The organism is Streptomyces sp. NPDC093984, from assembly GCF_044764595.1.
In the GTDB taxonomy this organism is placed as follows: domain Bacteria; phylum Actinomycetota; class Actinomycetes; order Streptomycetales; family Streptomycetaceae; genus Streptomyces; species Streptomyces cynarae.
In genome coordinates this window covers 787,410-802,501 of sequence record NZ_JBIWIM010000003.1, presented here as the reverse complement: position 1 = coordinate 802,501, position 15,092 = coordinate 787,410, and the positions used below count along the sequence as shown (strand labels likewise).

13 protein-coding genes are annotated in these 15,092 nt (G+C 73.4%); 11 read left to right on the top strand and 2 right to left on the bottom strand.

Annotation, left to right across the window (positions count from 1 at the left end; translation table 11 throughout):
- Window positions 1-226 precede the first annotated feature (226 nt).
- The 8 genes from ACIRC0_RS15805 to ACIRC0_RS15770 all read left to right on the top strand — a co-directional run bounded on the left by ACIRC0_RS15805 (window position 227) and on the right by ACIRC0_RS15770 (window position 8,812).
- Window positions 227-1,300: a nitronate monooxygenase gene (locus ACIRC0_RS15805; protein WP_403616350.1), complete on the top strand. Its 1,074-nt coding sequence runs from the start codon at window positions 227-229 to the stop codon at window positions 1,298-1,300.
- Window positions 1,297-2,046, top strand: coding sequence for a 16S rRNA (uracil(1498)-N(3))-methyltransferase (locus tag ACIRC0_RS15800; protein ID WP_403616348.1), 750 nt, complete (start codon window positions 1,297-1,299; stop codon window positions 2,044-2,046). The genes ACIRC0_RS15805 and ACIRC0_RS15800 overlap by 4 nt, the downstream gene beginning before the upstream one ends.
- 45 nt (window positions 2,047-2,091) lie before the next feature.
- The gene (locus ACIRC0_RS15795) at window positions 2,092-2,484 is read left to right on the top strand and encodes a VOC family protein (RefSeq protein ID WP_403616346.1); all 393 of its coding nucleotides are present in this window, start codon (window positions 2,092-2,094) and stop codon (window positions 2,482-2,484) included.
- Between the two features lie 84 nt (window positions 2,485-2,568).
- On the top strand, window positions 2,569-3,138 hold the full coding sequence (locus tag ACIRC0_RS15790; RefSeq protein ID WP_403616343.1) for a hypothetical protein: 570 nt from the start codon (window positions 2,569-2,571) through the stop codon (window positions 3,136-3,138).
- A 71-nt stretch (window positions 3,139-3,209) separates the two neighbouring features.
- Complete coding sequence (locus ACIRC0_RS15785; protein WP_403616341.1) at window positions 3,210-6,413, top strand: S41 family peptidase; 3,204 nt, start codon at window positions 3,210-3,212, stop codon at window positions 6,411-6,413.
- A gap of 120 nt (window positions 6,414-6,533) precedes the next feature.
- Window positions 6,534-6,887, top strand: coding sequence for a histidine triad nucleotide-binding protein (locus ACIRC0_RS15780; RefSeq protein WP_200417318.1), 354 nt, complete (start codon window positions 6,534-6,536; stop codon window positions 6,885-6,887).
- Between the two features lie 6 nt (window positions 6,888-6,893).
- Window positions 6,894-7,799 (top strand): ribonuclease Z, encoded by a 906-nt coding sequence (locus ACIRC0_RS15775; RefSeq protein ID WP_403616338.1) that lies wholly within the window; start codon window positions 6,894-6,896, stop codon window positions 7,797-7,799.
- A 20-nt stretch (window positions 7,800-7,819) separates the two neighbouring features.
- Window positions 7,820-8,812 carry an adenosine deaminase gene (locus ACIRC0_RS15770; protein WP_403616335.1) on the top strand — a complete coding sequence of 331 codons (993 nt, stop codon included), beginning with the start codon at window positions 7,820-7,822 and terminating at the stop codon, window positions 8,810-8,812.
- On the opposite strand, the gene ACIRC0_RS15765 is transcribed toward ACIRC0_RS15770, so the two are convergent.
- Entirely contained in the window at window positions 8,776-10,026 is a 1,251-nt protein-coding gene (locus ACIRC0_RS15765; protein WP_403616332.1) for an MFS transporter, read from the bottom strand. The genes ACIRC0_RS15770 and ACIRC0_RS15765 overlap by 37 nt on opposite strands.
- Before the next feature lie 261 nt (window positions 10,027-10,287).
- Window positions 10,288-11,070: an IclR family transcriptional regulator gene (locus ACIRC0_RS15760; RefSeq protein ID WP_403616330.1), complete on the bottom strand. Its 783-nt coding sequence runs from the start codon at window positions 11,068-11,070 to the stop codon at window positions 10,288-10,290.
- 177 nt (window positions 11,071-11,247) lie between these two features.
- Here ACIRC0_RS15760 and ACIRC0_RS15755 point away from each other — a divergent pair, with 177 nt between their 5' ends.
- The 3 genes from ACIRC0_RS15755 (at window position 11,248) to ACIRC0_RS15745 (ending at window position 14,806) form a co-directional block, all read left to right on the top strand.
- Window positions 11,248-12,144, top strand: a complete 897-nt coding sequence (locus ACIRC0_RS15755; protein WP_403616528.1) for a 5-dehydro-4-deoxyglucarate dehydratase — start codon at window positions 11,248-11,250, stop codon at window positions 12,142-12,144.
- Window positions 12,141-13,436, top strand: a complete 1,296-nt coding sequence (locus tag ACIRC0_RS15750; RefSeq protein ID WP_403616328.1) for a glucarate dehydratase family protein — start codon at window positions 12,141-12,143, stop codon at window positions 13,434-13,436. Before ACIRC0_RS15755 ends, ACIRC0_RS15750 begins: the two co-directional genes overlap by 4 nt.
- A 203-nt stretch (window positions 13,437-13,639) precedes the next feature.
- Complete coding sequence (locus ACIRC0_RS15745) at window positions 13,640-14,806, top strand: carbohydrate kinase family protein (protein ID WP_403616326.1); 1,167 nt, start codon at window positions 13,640-13,642, stop codon at window positions 14,804-14,806.
- Window positions 14,807-15,092 lie beyond the last annotated feature (286 nt).

Here is a 15,092-nt window from a genome sequence, read left to right as displayed (position 1 = left end):
TGGGGTCGGCCGGGGGGCCGGGGGTTGGCCCCCGGGAGGCACGGTCAGCCGGGGCAGCAGGGCCTGTTCTCGCGGTTGAAGGACGCGTTCAACGGACGGTGAGCGGTCTTGGGCGCCCGGCGTCGGGATACCACCCGGCGTCGGGGGGACCGGAGCCGTTTCCCCTGGCGCACGCCACGGGACCGGTGGATTCGGACTTGTTCGAAGGGCGTGACAACATGCCGTCATGTCCACCCTGACCGATCTCTTCCCACACCCGATCGTGCAGGCCCCCATGGCCGGCGGCGCCTCCGTGCCGCAGCTCGCCGCCGCCGTGTCCGAGGCCGGTGGCCTGGGGTTCCTCGCGGCCGGGTACAAGACCGCCGACGGGATGTACCAGGAGATCAAGCAGCTCCGCGGGCTGACCCACCGCCCCTTCGGCGTGAACGTCTTCATGCCGCAGCCGGACCACGCCGACCCGGCCGCCGTCGAGGTCTACGCCAACCAGCTCGCCGGCGAGGCCACCTGGTACAAGACCGAGCTCGGCGACCGCGACAGCGGCCGTGACGACGGCTACGACGCCAAACTCGCCGTCCTCCTCGACGACCCGGTCCCGGTGGTCTCCTTCCACTTCGGGGTCCCGGCCCCGGACGTCCTGGACTCCCTGCGTCGCCTCGGCACCCTCACCCTGGTCACCGCGACCACCGCCGAGGAGGCCCTGGCCGTGCAGGAGGCCGGCGCCGACGCGGTGATCGCACAGGGCGTCGAGGCCGGCGGCCACCAGGGCACCCACCGGGACAGTCACGAGAACGACGGCGCCGGCACAGGGCTGCTCTCGCTCCTGGCCCAGGTCCGCGAGACCGTGAGCATTCCGATCGTCGCCGCCGGCGGCATCATGCGCGGCAGCCAGATCGCCGCCGTCCTCGCCGCGGGCGCGAGCGCCGCCCAGCTCGGCACCGCGTTCCTCGCCACCCCCGAGTCCGGCGCCCACCCCGCGCACAAGCAGGCGCTGACCGACCCCCACTTCGTCCGCACCGAGCTGACCCGGGCGTTCTCCGGACGCCCGGCGCGCGGGCTGGTCAACCGGTTCATGCGCGAGCACGGCCCCTACGCGCCCGCCGCGTACCCCGAGATCCACCACCTCACCTCCCCCCTGCGCAAGGCGGCCGCCAAGGCCGGTGACGCGCAGGGCATGGCGCTGTGGGCGGGCCAGGGCCACCGCCTGGCGCGGGACCTGCCCGCAGGCCGGCTGGTGGAGGTGCTGGCCGCGGAGGTTCAGGAGGCGGCGACAGCGTTGTCGACGGGAGGTACCGGGCGATGACCGCGCCGGTGTTCGTGGTGGAGGACTTCCGGGCCGGTCCCGGAGGCCGTTACGTCCTGGACGGGCCCGAGGGACGCCACGCGGTGTCCGTGAAGCGGCTGCGCCCGGGGGAGACCGTCGTACTGACCGACGGCGCCGGGCGGTGGGCGGAGTGCGAGGTCGTCGACACCGAGGGCAAGGACCGGTTGGTCGTCCACATGCACGGGGTGAACGAGGAGCCCCTGGAGTCTCCCCGTATCACCGTCGTCCAGGCCCTCCCCAAGGGCGACCGCGGTGAACTGGCCGTGGAGACCATGACCGAGGTCGGCGTCGACGCGATCGTCCCCTGGCAGGCCTCCCGCTGCATCACCCAGTGGAAGGGCGACCGCGGGCTGAAGGCGCTCGGCAAGTGGCGGGCCACCGCCCGCGAGGCGGGCAAGCAGTCGCGCCGGGTGCGCTTCCCGGAGGTCGCGGACGCGGCGACCACCAAGCAGGTTGCCGCACTTCTCGCCAAAGCCGACTTCGCCGCCGTGCTCCACTCGGACTTCGAGTACGGCAGCGAGCCGCTCGCCACCGCCCAACTCCCCACCGGGGGAGAGATCGTGCTGGTCGTCGGGCCCGAAGGGGGCATCTCGACCGAGGAGTTGACGCTGTTCCGGGAAGCGGGTGCGAAGGCGTACGTCCTCGGGCGTAGTGTCCTTCGTACATCGACCGCCGGCACCGCGGCGGCCGCGCTGCTGCTCGGGCGCACGGGCCGCTGGTCCTGAAAGCACCGATCTCCAACGGATCCATCGAGCCACCGGGGGAACGCCATGGAACTCGCCCAAGTGCGGCTGCTGGTCTCGGACTTCCCGGCCTGCTACCGCTTCTACGCCGACGTCCTCGGCCTCAAGCCGCAGTCGGGCGCGGCCGACGGGCCGTACGAGAAGTTCAGCCCGGCCACCGGCTCCGCGGGCATCGCGCTGCAGGACCGGGCGATGATGGCCCAGGTCCTCGGCGAACTGGGCGGCGAGGCCACGGGCCACCGCTCGCTGGTGGTGCTGCGCGTGGACGACCTGGACGCGTACTGCGCCGAGATCACCTCCCGCGGCGCGACCCTGCTGCACGGCCCGGCCCCCATGACCGACCGTATGCGCGTCGCCCACCTCAAGGACCCGGAGGGCAATCTGGTGGAACTTCAGCAGTGGCTGCTGCTGCGCGGCTGACGGCGCGGGGAGGCTGACGGCGGGGCGCTCGCATGACCGTATGCGCTCTACCGTCGCCGCCGCGGGAGTGGCACGCTGCCCTTCATGGGGGCATTGCGGCGCATTGGGCGACGACCCGGGTCACGACGGCTCGCCGCGGTCACCGGCCTCGCGGTCGTGGCCGTGGGCGGAGCCGTGGCCTGCCAGCCCGGTGATCTCAGCTCCGCGTCGGTGGCGTACACCACGGACCAGACCGCCACCAAGGAGCTGGAGCGGCAGCATGTGAAGGTGCGCTGGCTGAGCTGCTCGGGCGACTACGGCAGCGGCGGGGCCGGCACCTCGGGCACGTCCGGCTCGGCGCCCTCGGCGAGCGAGACCGCCGTCGTCACCGTCGACTGCAAGGGGCAGACGGACGACGGCAAGGACATCACCGTCAAGGGCCGGGTCACCCGCGCCGTCGACGGCAGGTGCGTCCGCGGGGACCTCAGGGCCACCGTGGGCGGCAAGGAGCTGTTCCACGTCAGCGGCCTCGGCAACTGCCAGGGCAGCACGCCCAGCCCACCCGCCGGCCACCCGACCGGCCCCGGGCGGCCCGGGCCCACGGTCACGGTCACCGTCACCAGGACCATCTGGTGCCAGGGCGACCCCACCTGCTGGCCGGTTCAGGGCAAGTGACGGACGCATGCGACCCGGGCAAGTGGGAAAGCCCCCTGTTCGGGACCGCGCTCGCTGCTTAGGGTGACCTGGTGACTCAGTCCGCATCGCCCGCGTATCTCCGTTTCCCGCATCTGCACGGCGAGTTGGTCGCCTTCACCGCCGAGGACGACGTCTGGGTCGCCCCACTCGACGGCGGCCGCGCCTGGCGGGTCAGCGCCGACAACATACCCGTGAACCACCCACGCATCTCCCCGGACGGCACGACCGTCGCCTGGACCTCCACCCGCGACGGCGCCCCCGAGGTGCACATCGCGCCGATCGACGGCGGGCCCGCCAAGCGCCTGACGCACTGGGGAAGCGGGAAGACCCAGGTGCGCGGCTGGACCCCCGAGGGGGACGTGCTCGCGCTCAGCACGGTCGGTCAGGCCTCGCTGCGCCGCACCTGGGCGCACACCGTACCGCTCGACGGGGGACCGGCCACCACGCTGCCGTACGGGCCCGTGGGCGAGGTCGCCTACGGGCCGCACATCGTGCTGCTGTCCGCCGGGGCCCGCGAGGCCGCCCTCTGGAAGAGGTACCGGGGCGGCACGGCCGGCAAGCTGTGGATCGACCGTGAGGGCAACGGCGAGTTCGTACGGTTGCACGAGGACCTGGACGGCAACATCGAGTACCCGTCGTGGGTGGGGGACCGCATCGTCTTCCTCTCCGACCACGAGGGCGTCGGGGCGCTGTACTCGTCGCTCGCCGACGGCTCCGACCTGCGGCGGCACACGCCTCTCGACGGCTTCTACGCCCGCCACGCGGCCACCGACGGCACCCGGGTCGTGTACTCCTCCGCCGGCCGGTTGTGGATCCTCGACGACCTCGACGGCGCGGAGCCCAGGCCGCTCGACATCCGGCTCGGTGGGCAGTGCGTGGACCTCCAGCCGTACCCGGTCGACGCCTCCCGCTGGTTCGGGGCCGCCTCGCCCGACCACACCGGGCGCGGCAGCGCCGTCTCGGTGCGCGGCGCCGTCCACTGGGTGACCCACCGCTCGGGGCCCGCCCGCGCGCTCGCCGCCGAGCACGGGGTGCGCGCCCGGCTGCCGCACACCTTCCGCGCGGACGGCGAGGAGTGGGTGGTGTGGGTGACGGACGCGGAGGGCGACGACGCACTGGAGTTCGCGCCCGCCACCGGCCTCGCCCCCGGCGCCGTCCCGCGACGGCTCGCCGCGGGCCAACTCGGGCGGGTGCTCGGGCTCGCGGTGTCGCCCGACGGCAGCAAGGTCGCCGTCGCCGCGCACGACGGGCGGGTGCTGCTCGTCGAGCGGGACAGCGGCGAGGTGCGCGAGGTCGACCGCAGCGAGGACGGCGAGGTCAGCGGGCTCGTCTTCGCACCCGACTCGACGTGGCTGGCCTGGTCGCACCCCGGGCCGCGCCCGCTGCGCCACCTGAAACTCGCCAACACGGCCGACCTGTCGGTGACCGAGGCGACCCCGCTGCGGTTCCGGGACTACGCGCCCGCGTTCACCCTCGACGGCAAGCACCTCGCGTTCCTCTCGGCGCGCTCCTTCGACCCGGTGTACGACGACCACGTCTTCGACCTCGCCTTCGTGGGCGGCTCCCGGCCGCACCTGATCACGCTCGCCGCGACCACCCCGTCCCCGTTCGGGCCGCAGCGGCACGGCCGCCCCTTCGAGACGCCCGACAAGGACGAGACACCCGACAGCGAGGGCGCGCCGACCACCCGCGTCGACCTGGAGGGCCTCGCCGACCGGATCGTGCCGTTCCCGGTGGAGGCCGCGCGCTACTCGGGGCTGCGCGCCGCCAAGGACGGGGTGCTGTGGCTCAGGCACCCGGTGCGCGGCGTCCTCGGCGCCTCCCGCGCCACGCCCGACGATCCCGACCCCAGGAGCGAGCTGGAGCGGTACGACCTCGTCCAGCAGCGCATCGAGCACCTCGCCTCGGACGCCGACCACTTCTCGGTCACCGGCGACGGCAAGCGGGTGCTGCTGTGGACCGACGGCAAGCTCAAGGTCGTCCCCAGCGACCGGCGCGCCCCGAACGACGACGACTCCGACGCGAACATCACCGTCGACCTGTCGCGCATCCGGCAGACCGTCGATCCGGCGGCCGAGTGGCGGCAGATGTTCGACGAGACCGGCCGGATCATGCGGGACAACTTCTGGCGGCCCGACCTGGGCGGTGTCGACTGGGACGGCGTACTGGACCGGTACCGGCCGGTGCTCGAGCGGGTCGCCACCCACGACGACCTGGTCGATCTGCTGTGGGAGGTGCAGGGGGAGCTGGGCACCTCGCACGCGTACGTCCTTCCTCATGGCTACGGCCCGGGCCAGGACCGGCGGCAGGGACTGCTCGGCGCCGACATCTCCCGGCACGCGGACGGCAGTTGGCGCGTCGACCGGGTGCTGCCCTCGGAGACCTCCGACCCCGACGCCCAGGCACCGCTGGCCGCGCCCGGGGTGGCGATACGTGCCGGTGACGCGATCGTCGCGGTCGGCGGGCGGCCGGTGGATCCGGTGACCGGGCCCGGGCCGCTGCTGGTGGGGACGGCCGGCAAACCGGTGGAGCTGACGGTCTCGCCGGCGGGCGGAGGCGACCTGCGATACGCCGTCGTCGTCCCGATCGCCGACGAGGAGCCGCTCAGGTACCACGCGTGGGTGGCGGACCGGCGGGCGTACGTGCACGAGAGGTCCGGCGGGCGGCTCGGGTATCTGCACGTGCCCGACATGGTGGGTTCCGGGTGGGCCCAGCTTCACCGCGACCTGCGGGTCGAGGTCGCCCGGGAGGGGCTGATCGTGGACGTCCGGGAGAACCGGGGCGGCCACACCTCCCAGCTGGTCGTGGAGAAACTGGCGCGGCGGATCGTGGGCTGGGACCTGCCGCGCGGGCTGCGGCCGTACAGCTACCCGGAGGACGCGCCGCGCGGACCCGTCGTCGCGGTCGCCAACGAGTTCTCCGGCTCGGACGGCGACATCGTCAACGCGGCCATCAAGGCGCTCGGCATCGGTCCGGTGGTGGGGACGCGGACGTGGGGCGGTGTCATCGGGATCGACAGCAAGTACCGGCTGGTCGACGGCACGCTGGTGACCCAGCCCAAGTACGCCTTCTGGCTGGAGGGGTACGGGTGGGAGGTGGAGAACCACGGCGTCGATCCCGACGTCGAGGTGGTCCAGGCCCCGCAGGACCACGCGGCGGGCCGCGACGCGCAGTTGGACGAGGCGATCCGCCTGGCACTGGCGGCGCTGGAGGAGCGTCCGGCGAAACAGCCCCCGGAGCTGCCGGCACTGTGATCCGCCGCCCCTCCCGGAAGGGCAGGCGGTCGCTCTCACCCGCTCGCCCTTCCGGGGCGGGCGGGTGGAGAGTGCCGATAGCATGCCGTCGTAGTGATCAGTCCGTGTGAGGAGGCACGCATGGCGGGAGAGCCGCAGGACGACTGCCTGTTCTGCAAGATCGTCGCGGGGCAGATCCCGGCGACGATCGTCCGGGAGACCGACACCACCGTCGCCTTCCAGGACATCAATCCCCAGGCGCCGACCCATGTGCTGGTCATCCCCCGGGTGCACCACCGGGACATCGCCGCCCTCGCCGCCGCCGAACCGGCCATCACCGCCGACCTGCTCCGCGAGGCCGGCGAGGTCGCCGCGCAGGAGAAGCTCGACAGCTACCGCGTCGTCTTCAACACCGGAAGCGGCGCCGGCCAGACCGTCTGGCACGCGCACGCCCACGTCCTGGGCGGCCGCGGCCTGCAGTGGCCCCCCGGGTAAGGCGCCGTGTCCGTACGCGAACTGGTCGTCCTCGGCACCGCCAGCCAGGTCCCGACCCGGCACCGCAACCACAACGGCTACCTGCTGCGCTGGGACGGCGAGGGCATCCTCTTCGACCCCGGCGAGGGCACCCAGCGGCAGATGCTGCGCGCCGGGGTCGCCGCCCACGACCTGCACCGGATCTGCGTCACGCACTTCCACGGGGACCACTCGCTGGGCCTCGCCGGTGTCATCCAGCGCATCAACCTCGACCAGGTGCCGCACGAGATCACCGCGCACTACCCGACCTCGGGACAGCGGTTCTTCGAGCGGCTGCGCTACGCGACGGCGTACCGCGAGACCGTCTCCCTGACCGAGGCGCCGGTCGACGCGGACGGGCCCCTCGCCGTCACCCCCGCGTACACGCTGGAGGCCCGCCGGCTCTCCCACCCCGTCGAGTCCTACGGCTACCGGATCATCGAGCCGGACGGGCGCCGCATGCTGCCCGAACGGCTCGCGGCGCACGGCATCAAGGGTCCCGACGTCGGGCGGATGCAGCGGGAGGGTTCCCTCGGCGGCGTGTCGCTGCAGGAGGTCAGCGAGGTGCGGCGCGGGCAGCGGTTCGCGTTCGTCATGGACACCCGGCTGTGCGACGGCGTCCACGCCCTCGCCGACGGCTGCGACATGCTCGTCATCGAGTCGACCTTCCTGGACGAGGACGCCGGGCTCGCCGACGAGCACGGGCATCTGACGGCCGGACAGGCCGGACGTGTCGCGGTAGAAGCAGGGGTGCGGCATCTCGTCCTCACCCACTTCAGCCAGCGCTACACCGAGCCGGACGAATTCGAACGGCAGGCGCGTGCCGCCGGGTTCGAGGGAGAGCTGACCGTGGCACACGACCTGATGCGGGTGCCGGTTCCGAAACGGCGGTAAACCCCTCGTACGATGCTTCGATGCCCCTCCCGAAAGCTGAACTGCACCTGCACATCGAAGGTACCCTGGAGCCCGAGCTGGCCTTCGAGCTGGCCGCTCGCAACGGCGTGAAGCTGCCCTACGCCGACACCGGCGAACTGCGCGCGGCCTACGCCTTCGAGGACCTCCAGTCCTTCCTGAACCTGTACTACGAGCTGATGGCCGTCCTGCGCACCGAGCGGGACTTCGAGGACCTCGCGAACGCCTATCTCGCGCGCGCCGCCGCGCAGGGCGTGCGGCACGCCGAGATCTTCTTCGACCCGCAGGCCCACACCGCCCGCGGCGTGGACATGGGCACGGTGGTGGAGGGGCTGTGGCGCGCGCTCGGCCCCAGCGAGCAGAACCACGGCGTCTCCACCCAGCTGATCATGTGCTTCCTGCGGGACGAGTCCGCCGAGTCGGCCATGGAGACCCTGGAAGCGGCGAGGCCGTACCTCGACCGCATCACCGGTGTCGGTCTCGACTCGGCCGAGGTCGGGCATCCGCCGGTCAAGTTCCGCGAGGTGTACGAGGCCGCCGCCGCCCTGGGCCTCAGGCGCGTCGCGCACGCCGGTGAGGAGGGGCCGCCGGAGTACATCACCGAGGCCCTCGACGTGCTCGGTGTCGAGCGCGTCGACCACGGGCTGCGCTGCATGGAGGACCCGGCGCTGGTCGAGCGGCTCGTGCGGGAGCGGATCCCGCTGACCCTGTGTCCTCTGTCGAACGTCCGCCTGCGCGCCGTCGACACCCTGGAGGACCACCCGCTGCCGGCCATGCTCGACGCCGGGCTGCTGTGCACCGTCAACTCCGACGACCCCGCCTACTTCGGCGGCTACGCCGGCGACAACTTCGACGCCGTCCGCGCGTCCCTGGGGCTCGGTGAGGAGCGGCTGCGCGAGCTGGCCCGCAACTCCTTCCTCGCGTCCTTCCTGGAGCACGACGAGGAGCGGCGGGCGCGCTACCTCGCCGAGGTGGACGCGTACGCGTTCCCGTAGGCGTCGGGTACGTCCACGACCGGTGCGCCGCCTCCGAGCTCTTCGAGCCGGGGGGATACCCACCCGCGGCGCACCGCGGCCGGCCGCGGCGTGCGGCCCCCGGTGCGCAGGGCGACCGCGGTCAGCGGGAACGCGATCACGAGCAGCCCGGCGGCGAGGATCGCGCCCATCGCCGGGAACCCCGCCTGCGCGGACAGCACACTGCCGGTCAGGGGGCCCGCCGCAGTGCCGAGCGAGGACGCGGAGCCGACGAGGACGGCCCACCGGCCGCGCCCGTCGAGGGAGGCGGCGAGGCCGATCAGATACGACAGCACGATCGGGTAGAGCGTGTTCCAGGCGATCTCGCCGGTCGCGAAGGTGCCGAGCCCGGTGGCGGAGGCGCTGACCGCGATGCAGCCGGCGATGAGCGCGGTGCCCGCGCCGATGGGCAGCGCACGGCCGAGGCGCGGGCCGAGCGCGCCCGCGCCCAGCACGCCGAGCAGCCCGGCGCCGAGCGCGACCGCGAAGACCGCGCCGACGGTGACCTCCGTGAGGTGCGCCTGGGTGAGGCCGATGCGTCCGCTGACGCCCCACAGGGAGTTCTGGGCGAGGGACCAGCACAGGATGCCGGCGGCCAGGACCAGCCCGGAGCGCGGATGGGGGAGCCGGCCGCTCTCGCGGGTGGCCGTGGTGTCCGGGCCGTCGGAGGTGAGGCGAGCGGTCGCGGGCCACACCAGCAGCGCGGTGAGTGCGATCGCGGCGAGCGGCAGGCCGTGGCCCGGGCCGAGGTGGGGGACCGTCAGGTAGACGGCGCCCGCGAGCGCCGACACCCCGAGCAGGCCGAGCGTGGAGGCGCGGTGGGGGTCGCGCTGGGCGGCGATGCCGGTGGCGGCGACCGTGGTGACCGTCCCCGAGCCGAACCCGCCGACGACCGCCCCCGCGACGACCACGGGGATGCTGTGGCTCAGGGCGGCCGTGCCGTAGCCGACGGCCGTGCACAGGAGCCCGGCGCGGGCGAGGCGGCGGGAGCCGATGCGCCGGACGTGCGCGGCGAGCAGGAACCCGGCGGTGGCCGAACTCAGCAGCAGGGCACTGCCGATGGAGCCGGCCTCGGTGGCGGAGAGCGGAAGGCCGGAGTCGAGCCTGCCGACCGTGGTGGGCAGCAGGTACGAGGCGAGGTACCCGGCCGTGAAAAGGGCGACGAGGGGCCAGGGAGGGGCGGTGCGGGAGGACACGGGCGTTCCAGGGCGTGCGAAAAGAGCGGCTCAGAAAGGGGGGAGGGGCGCCGTCCGTCGAACGACAGGAACGTGCAGAGAATTTGTATCAAGCACGCGTTTCGAGAAGAAGCGCAGAGTGTGTGATCTGAGCCACTTTCGCGTTTGGTCCTGGTGGGGCCGGGTAGTACCAGTCGCTCTCTTGGTCGCCGGCCGCCCTTAGCCGGTCGCCGGCCGCCCTTAGCCGGTCGTCGGCCGCCCTCGGCTGGTCGTCGTCCGTTCTCAGCGCCAGTGCGGAGCGCCCGCACCGCCCACCGTGATGCCCTCGATCCTGGCCCGGATCTCCCGCATCACCGCGACGATCCGCTCCTCATGACCCGACGTCAGCCGGGCCACCGGCACCGAGCAGCTGATCGCGTCCTGTGCCGGGGTGTCGTAGCGCAGGGCGAAGCCGAAGCCCGCGATGCCGACGACGCTCTCCTCCCGGTCGATGGAATAGCCCCGCTCGCGCGTGGCGGCGAGGTCCGTCAGCAGGGACTCCCGCGTCGTGTGCGTGTTGGCGGTCAGGGGCTCGAACGGCCCCTGCGGCACCGCCTCGTCCGGCCGTTCCGCCAGCAGTGCCTTGCCGAGCGCGCCCGCGTGCGCGGGCAGCCGCCGGCCCACGCGGCTGATCGTGCGCAGGTATTCGTGGGACTCGCGCGTCGCCAGATACGCCACGTCCCTGCCGTCCAGCCGTCCCAGGTGGATCGTCTCGCCGAGCGCCTCCGACGCCTCGTCCAGGTAGGGGCGGACGGTGCGGACGCGCGGGTCGGAGTCCAGGTAGCTCGTGCCCGTCAGCAGCGCGTGGATGCCGATGCCGTACAGCGAGCCGGTGACGTCCGTCCGCACCCAGCCCCGTGAGATCAGGGTCTGCAGCAGGGCGTACATCGAGCTCCGCGGTACGCCGAGCTCGTCCGCCAGCTCCTGCAGACGTGCCGGACGGTCACCGCGCGCGGCGAGCACCTCCAGCAGCTCCACCGTGCGTGCGGCCGACTTCACCTCGCGGACGCCCCCTGTGTCGGACATGCGGCGATGGTAATGCGGCGGACGGTGTGGCACTCCGGTCGCGGTGCGGGGCATTGACGGTCTCCGTTCGCCTATCTAACCTCCATCTTCATACGTGGATGGCATCCAGGCAGGGAGATGAACAGGGTGAGCGGCGGTTCGGACACGGAGGCCGTGGCACGGCGGCTGCGGGACGGTATGGCGCGCGGGATCCTGTCGTTCCCGCTCACGAGCTTCCACGACGACGGCTCCCTCGACCTCGAGGGCTTCCGCGCCCATGTCGAGGCGCAGCTCGCCACCGGCCCCGGCGCCGTCTTCCCCGCCTGCGGCACCGGTGAGTTCTTCTCCCTGGACGAGGACGAGTACGGGCAGGTCGTCGCCGCGGCGGCGGAGGCCGCCGGAGGTGCCGTGCCCGTCGTCGCAGGCGTCGGATACGGCTGGGCGCAGGCCGTGCGGTTCGTGCGGATCGCCGAGGACGCGGGCGCCGACGCGCTGCTCGTCCTGCCGCACTACCTGGTCGCCGCCCCGCAGGACGGGCTCGTCGCCCAGCTCGAGCACATCGCCGCCCGTACCCGGCTGCCGCTGATCGCCTACCAGCGCGGTCAGGTCGCCTACGGCCTTCAGGCGTTCCGGCGCATCACCGGGATCCCCGGCGTCATCGGCCTCAAGGACGGCCACAGCGACCTCGACCGGCTGCAACGGCTCACCCTCGCGGCACCCGAGGGCTTCCTGTTCTTCAACGGCGCCGCCACCGCGGAGGTCCAGGCCCGCGCGTACGCCGCCGTGGGCGTCCCCGCCTACTCCTCCGCCGTCCACGCCTTCGCCCCCGAGATCGCGGGCGCCTTCTTCACCGCGCTGCGCGCCGGAGACGACGCCACGGTGGACACGCTGCTGCGCGACTTCTACGTCCCGCTCGTCGACCTGCGCGACCGGGTGCCCGGATACGCCGTGTCGCTGGTCAAGGCCGCCGCCCGGCTGCGCGGCCGCCCCGTGGGACCCGTGCGCGCCCCGCTCACCGAGCCGTCGGCCGCCGACCTGGCCGACCTGAAGGACCTGCTGACCGCCGGACTCGACCTCGTAGGAGCCGCCCTGTGACCCGCGACCTGACCGTCTCCGAGGTACGGCTGACCCCGATCCTGGTCGCCGACCCGCCCCTGCTGAACACCCAGGGCGTCCACCAGCCGTACACGCCCCGGCTGATCGTCGAGGTGGTGACGGCCGACGGGACCAGCGGCGTGGGCGAGACCTACGGCGACAGCAAGTACCTGGAACTCGCCCGGCCCTTCGCCGACAAGCTGGTCGGCCGTCAGGTGTCCGACCTGAACGGCCTCTTCACGGTCGCCGAGGACGTGGCCGTCGACGGCTCCCGGGCCTCCGACCGGCTCGACGTCGGCGGGCTGCGCGGCGTCCAGACCAGCGACAAGCTGCGCCTGTCCGTCCTCTCCGCCTTCGAGGTCGCCTGCCTCGACGCGCTCGGCAAGGCGCTCGGCCTGCCCGTGCACGCGCTGCTCGGCGGCAGACTGCGCGACGAGGTCGAGTACAGCGCGTACCTGTTCTACAAGTGGGCCGGCCACCCCGACGGCGTGGCGTCGGAGCAGGACGACTGGGGTGCCGCGCTCGACCCGGCGGGAGTCGTCGCCCAGGCGCGGAGGTTCAAGGAGCGGTACGGCTTCACGTCCTTCAAGCTCAAGGGCGGGGTCTTCCCGCCGGATCAGGAGATCGCCGCGATCCGCGCGCTCGCCGAGGCGTTCCCCGGGCATCCGCTGCGCCTGGACCCCAACGGTGCCTGGTCGGTGGAGACCTCCGTGAAGGTGGCCGAGGAACTGCGCGACGTCCTCGAGTACCTGGAGGACCCGGCCCTCGGCACACCCGCCATGGCCGAGGTCGCCGCGCGGACCGGAGTGCCGCTCGCGACCAACATGTGCGTGACCACGTTCGACGAGATCAAGGAGGCGTTCACGCAGGGTGCCGTGCAGGTGGTCCTATCCGACCACCACTACTGGGGCGGGCTGCGCAACACGCGCGAACTGGCCGCGATCTGCCGCACGTTCGGGGTCGGGGTGTCCATGCACTCCAACACACACCTAGGCATCTCGCTGGCCGCGATGACCCATGTCGCCTCCACCGTGCCGGGCCTGCACCACGCCTGCGACACCCACTACCCCTGGCAGTCCGAGGACGTCGTCACCGAGCGCATCGCCTTCACCGGCGGCCGGGTCGCCGTCCCCGACGCGCCCGGGCTCGGCGTCACCCTGGACCGCGATCGGCTGGCCGCGCTGCACGAGCGCTGGCTCGCCGACGACGGCGGCCTGCGCGACCGCGACGACGCGGCGGCGATGCGGGTCGCGGACCCGGGGTGGGTGACGCCGACGGTGCCCCGCTGGTAGCGGTCCGCGAACCTGGCGGGCGCGGGGCGCGCGCCCCGCTGGTAGCCGGCCGCCGACCCCCGACTGCCGATTGCCAACCCCGGACTGCCGACTGCCGACCCCCGACTGCCGGCCGCCGACCCGGGCGGGCGCGGGTGGCCGGCCCGCTCGGAGGGACGCTTGGTGCACACTGGCTGGATCAGCACCACGCCAGGGAGCGCACCGTGACCGCGTCCATCGGAGAGGGACCACACCGCCACCACGCCCACGTCGACCCCCTTGCCGCGCTGCGCGCGCCCGGCGACCCGCCCTGGGACGTCTACCTCACGGGGACCGTCTTCCTCGACATCATCTTCACCGGCCTCGACTCCGCCCCGGTGCGCGGCACCGAGTCCTGGGCGCGGGGCATGGGGTCGAGCCCCGGCGGCGTCGCCAACATGGCCACCGCGCTGGCCCGCCTCGGCCTGCGGACGTGCCTGGCGGCGGCCTTCGGTGACGACCACTACGGCGAGTACTGCTGGGACGAGTTGCAGGAGGGCGAGGGCATCGACCTTTCGCACTCCCGCAAAGTCCCCGGCTGGCACTCCCCGGTGACCGTCTCCATGGCCTACGAGGGCGAGCGCACCATGGTGTCCCACGGCCACGAGCCGCCGCCGGAGGAGCCCGCCCGCCCGTCGCCCACCACCACCCTCAACGGACGCCCTCCGGGCGCAGGTCTCTTCGACTGCCCGCCGCGGGCCCGGGCCGCAGTCGCCTCGCTGACGCCGGGCAGGCGTGAGCCGTGGATCGCGGAGGCCGCGAAGCAGGGCACACGGATCTTCGCCGACGTCGGCTGGGACGAGACCGGGGCGTGGGACCCGGCGGGGCTGGCCGACCTCGAACACTGCGAGGCGTTCCTGCCGAACGCCGAGGAGGCCATGCGGTACACGCGCACGGACTGCCCGCGCGCCGCCGCGCACGCACTCACCGAGTACGTGCCGCTGGCCGTGGTCACCCTCGGCGCGGAGGGGGCGTACGCCGTGGACGGGCGCACCGGGGAGAGCGCGGGTGTGCCCGCGATCGCCGTGGAGGCGCTGGACCCCACCGGGGCGGGTGACGTCTTCGTGGCGGGTTTCGTGACCGGCACGCTGGCGGAGTGGCCGCTGGCCGACCGCCTCGCCTTCGCCGGGCTGACGGCGGCGCTGTCCGTCCAGGAGTTCGGCGGCTCGCTGTCGGCGCCCGACTGGTCGGAGATCGGGGCGTGGTGGCGCAAGGTCCAGTCCTACGAGAACCAGGACCCGGCGGCCCTGACCCGCTACGCGTTCCTGGACGGGCTGGTCCCCGAGGAGGACATCGAAGCGTGGCCGCGCCGCCGGGCCGTCCCGACGATCGGCTTCCGCCGACCGGGGTGACGCTCGCGGGCGGGCGGGCGCCGAGGGTTGTTTCGCCCCCGCCGCCCCTACCCTTCCCGTCCCTGGGGGCTGCGCCTCCAGCCCCCCGCTTCGGCCTGCACGGCCTCGTCCGCAAACTCCCCCAAGCTCTTCGAGCAGGGGGACCGGAAATTCAGCCCCTCCGGCGTTTGAGGAGCGGGGGTCCGAGGGCCGCCCCCCGGACGGGGTCTGGGGCGAAGCCCCAGCGGGGTGCAGGGGCGGAGCCCCGTAAGGCGGGCAGAGGGACGCAGTCCTCGCCAGGCCCGGG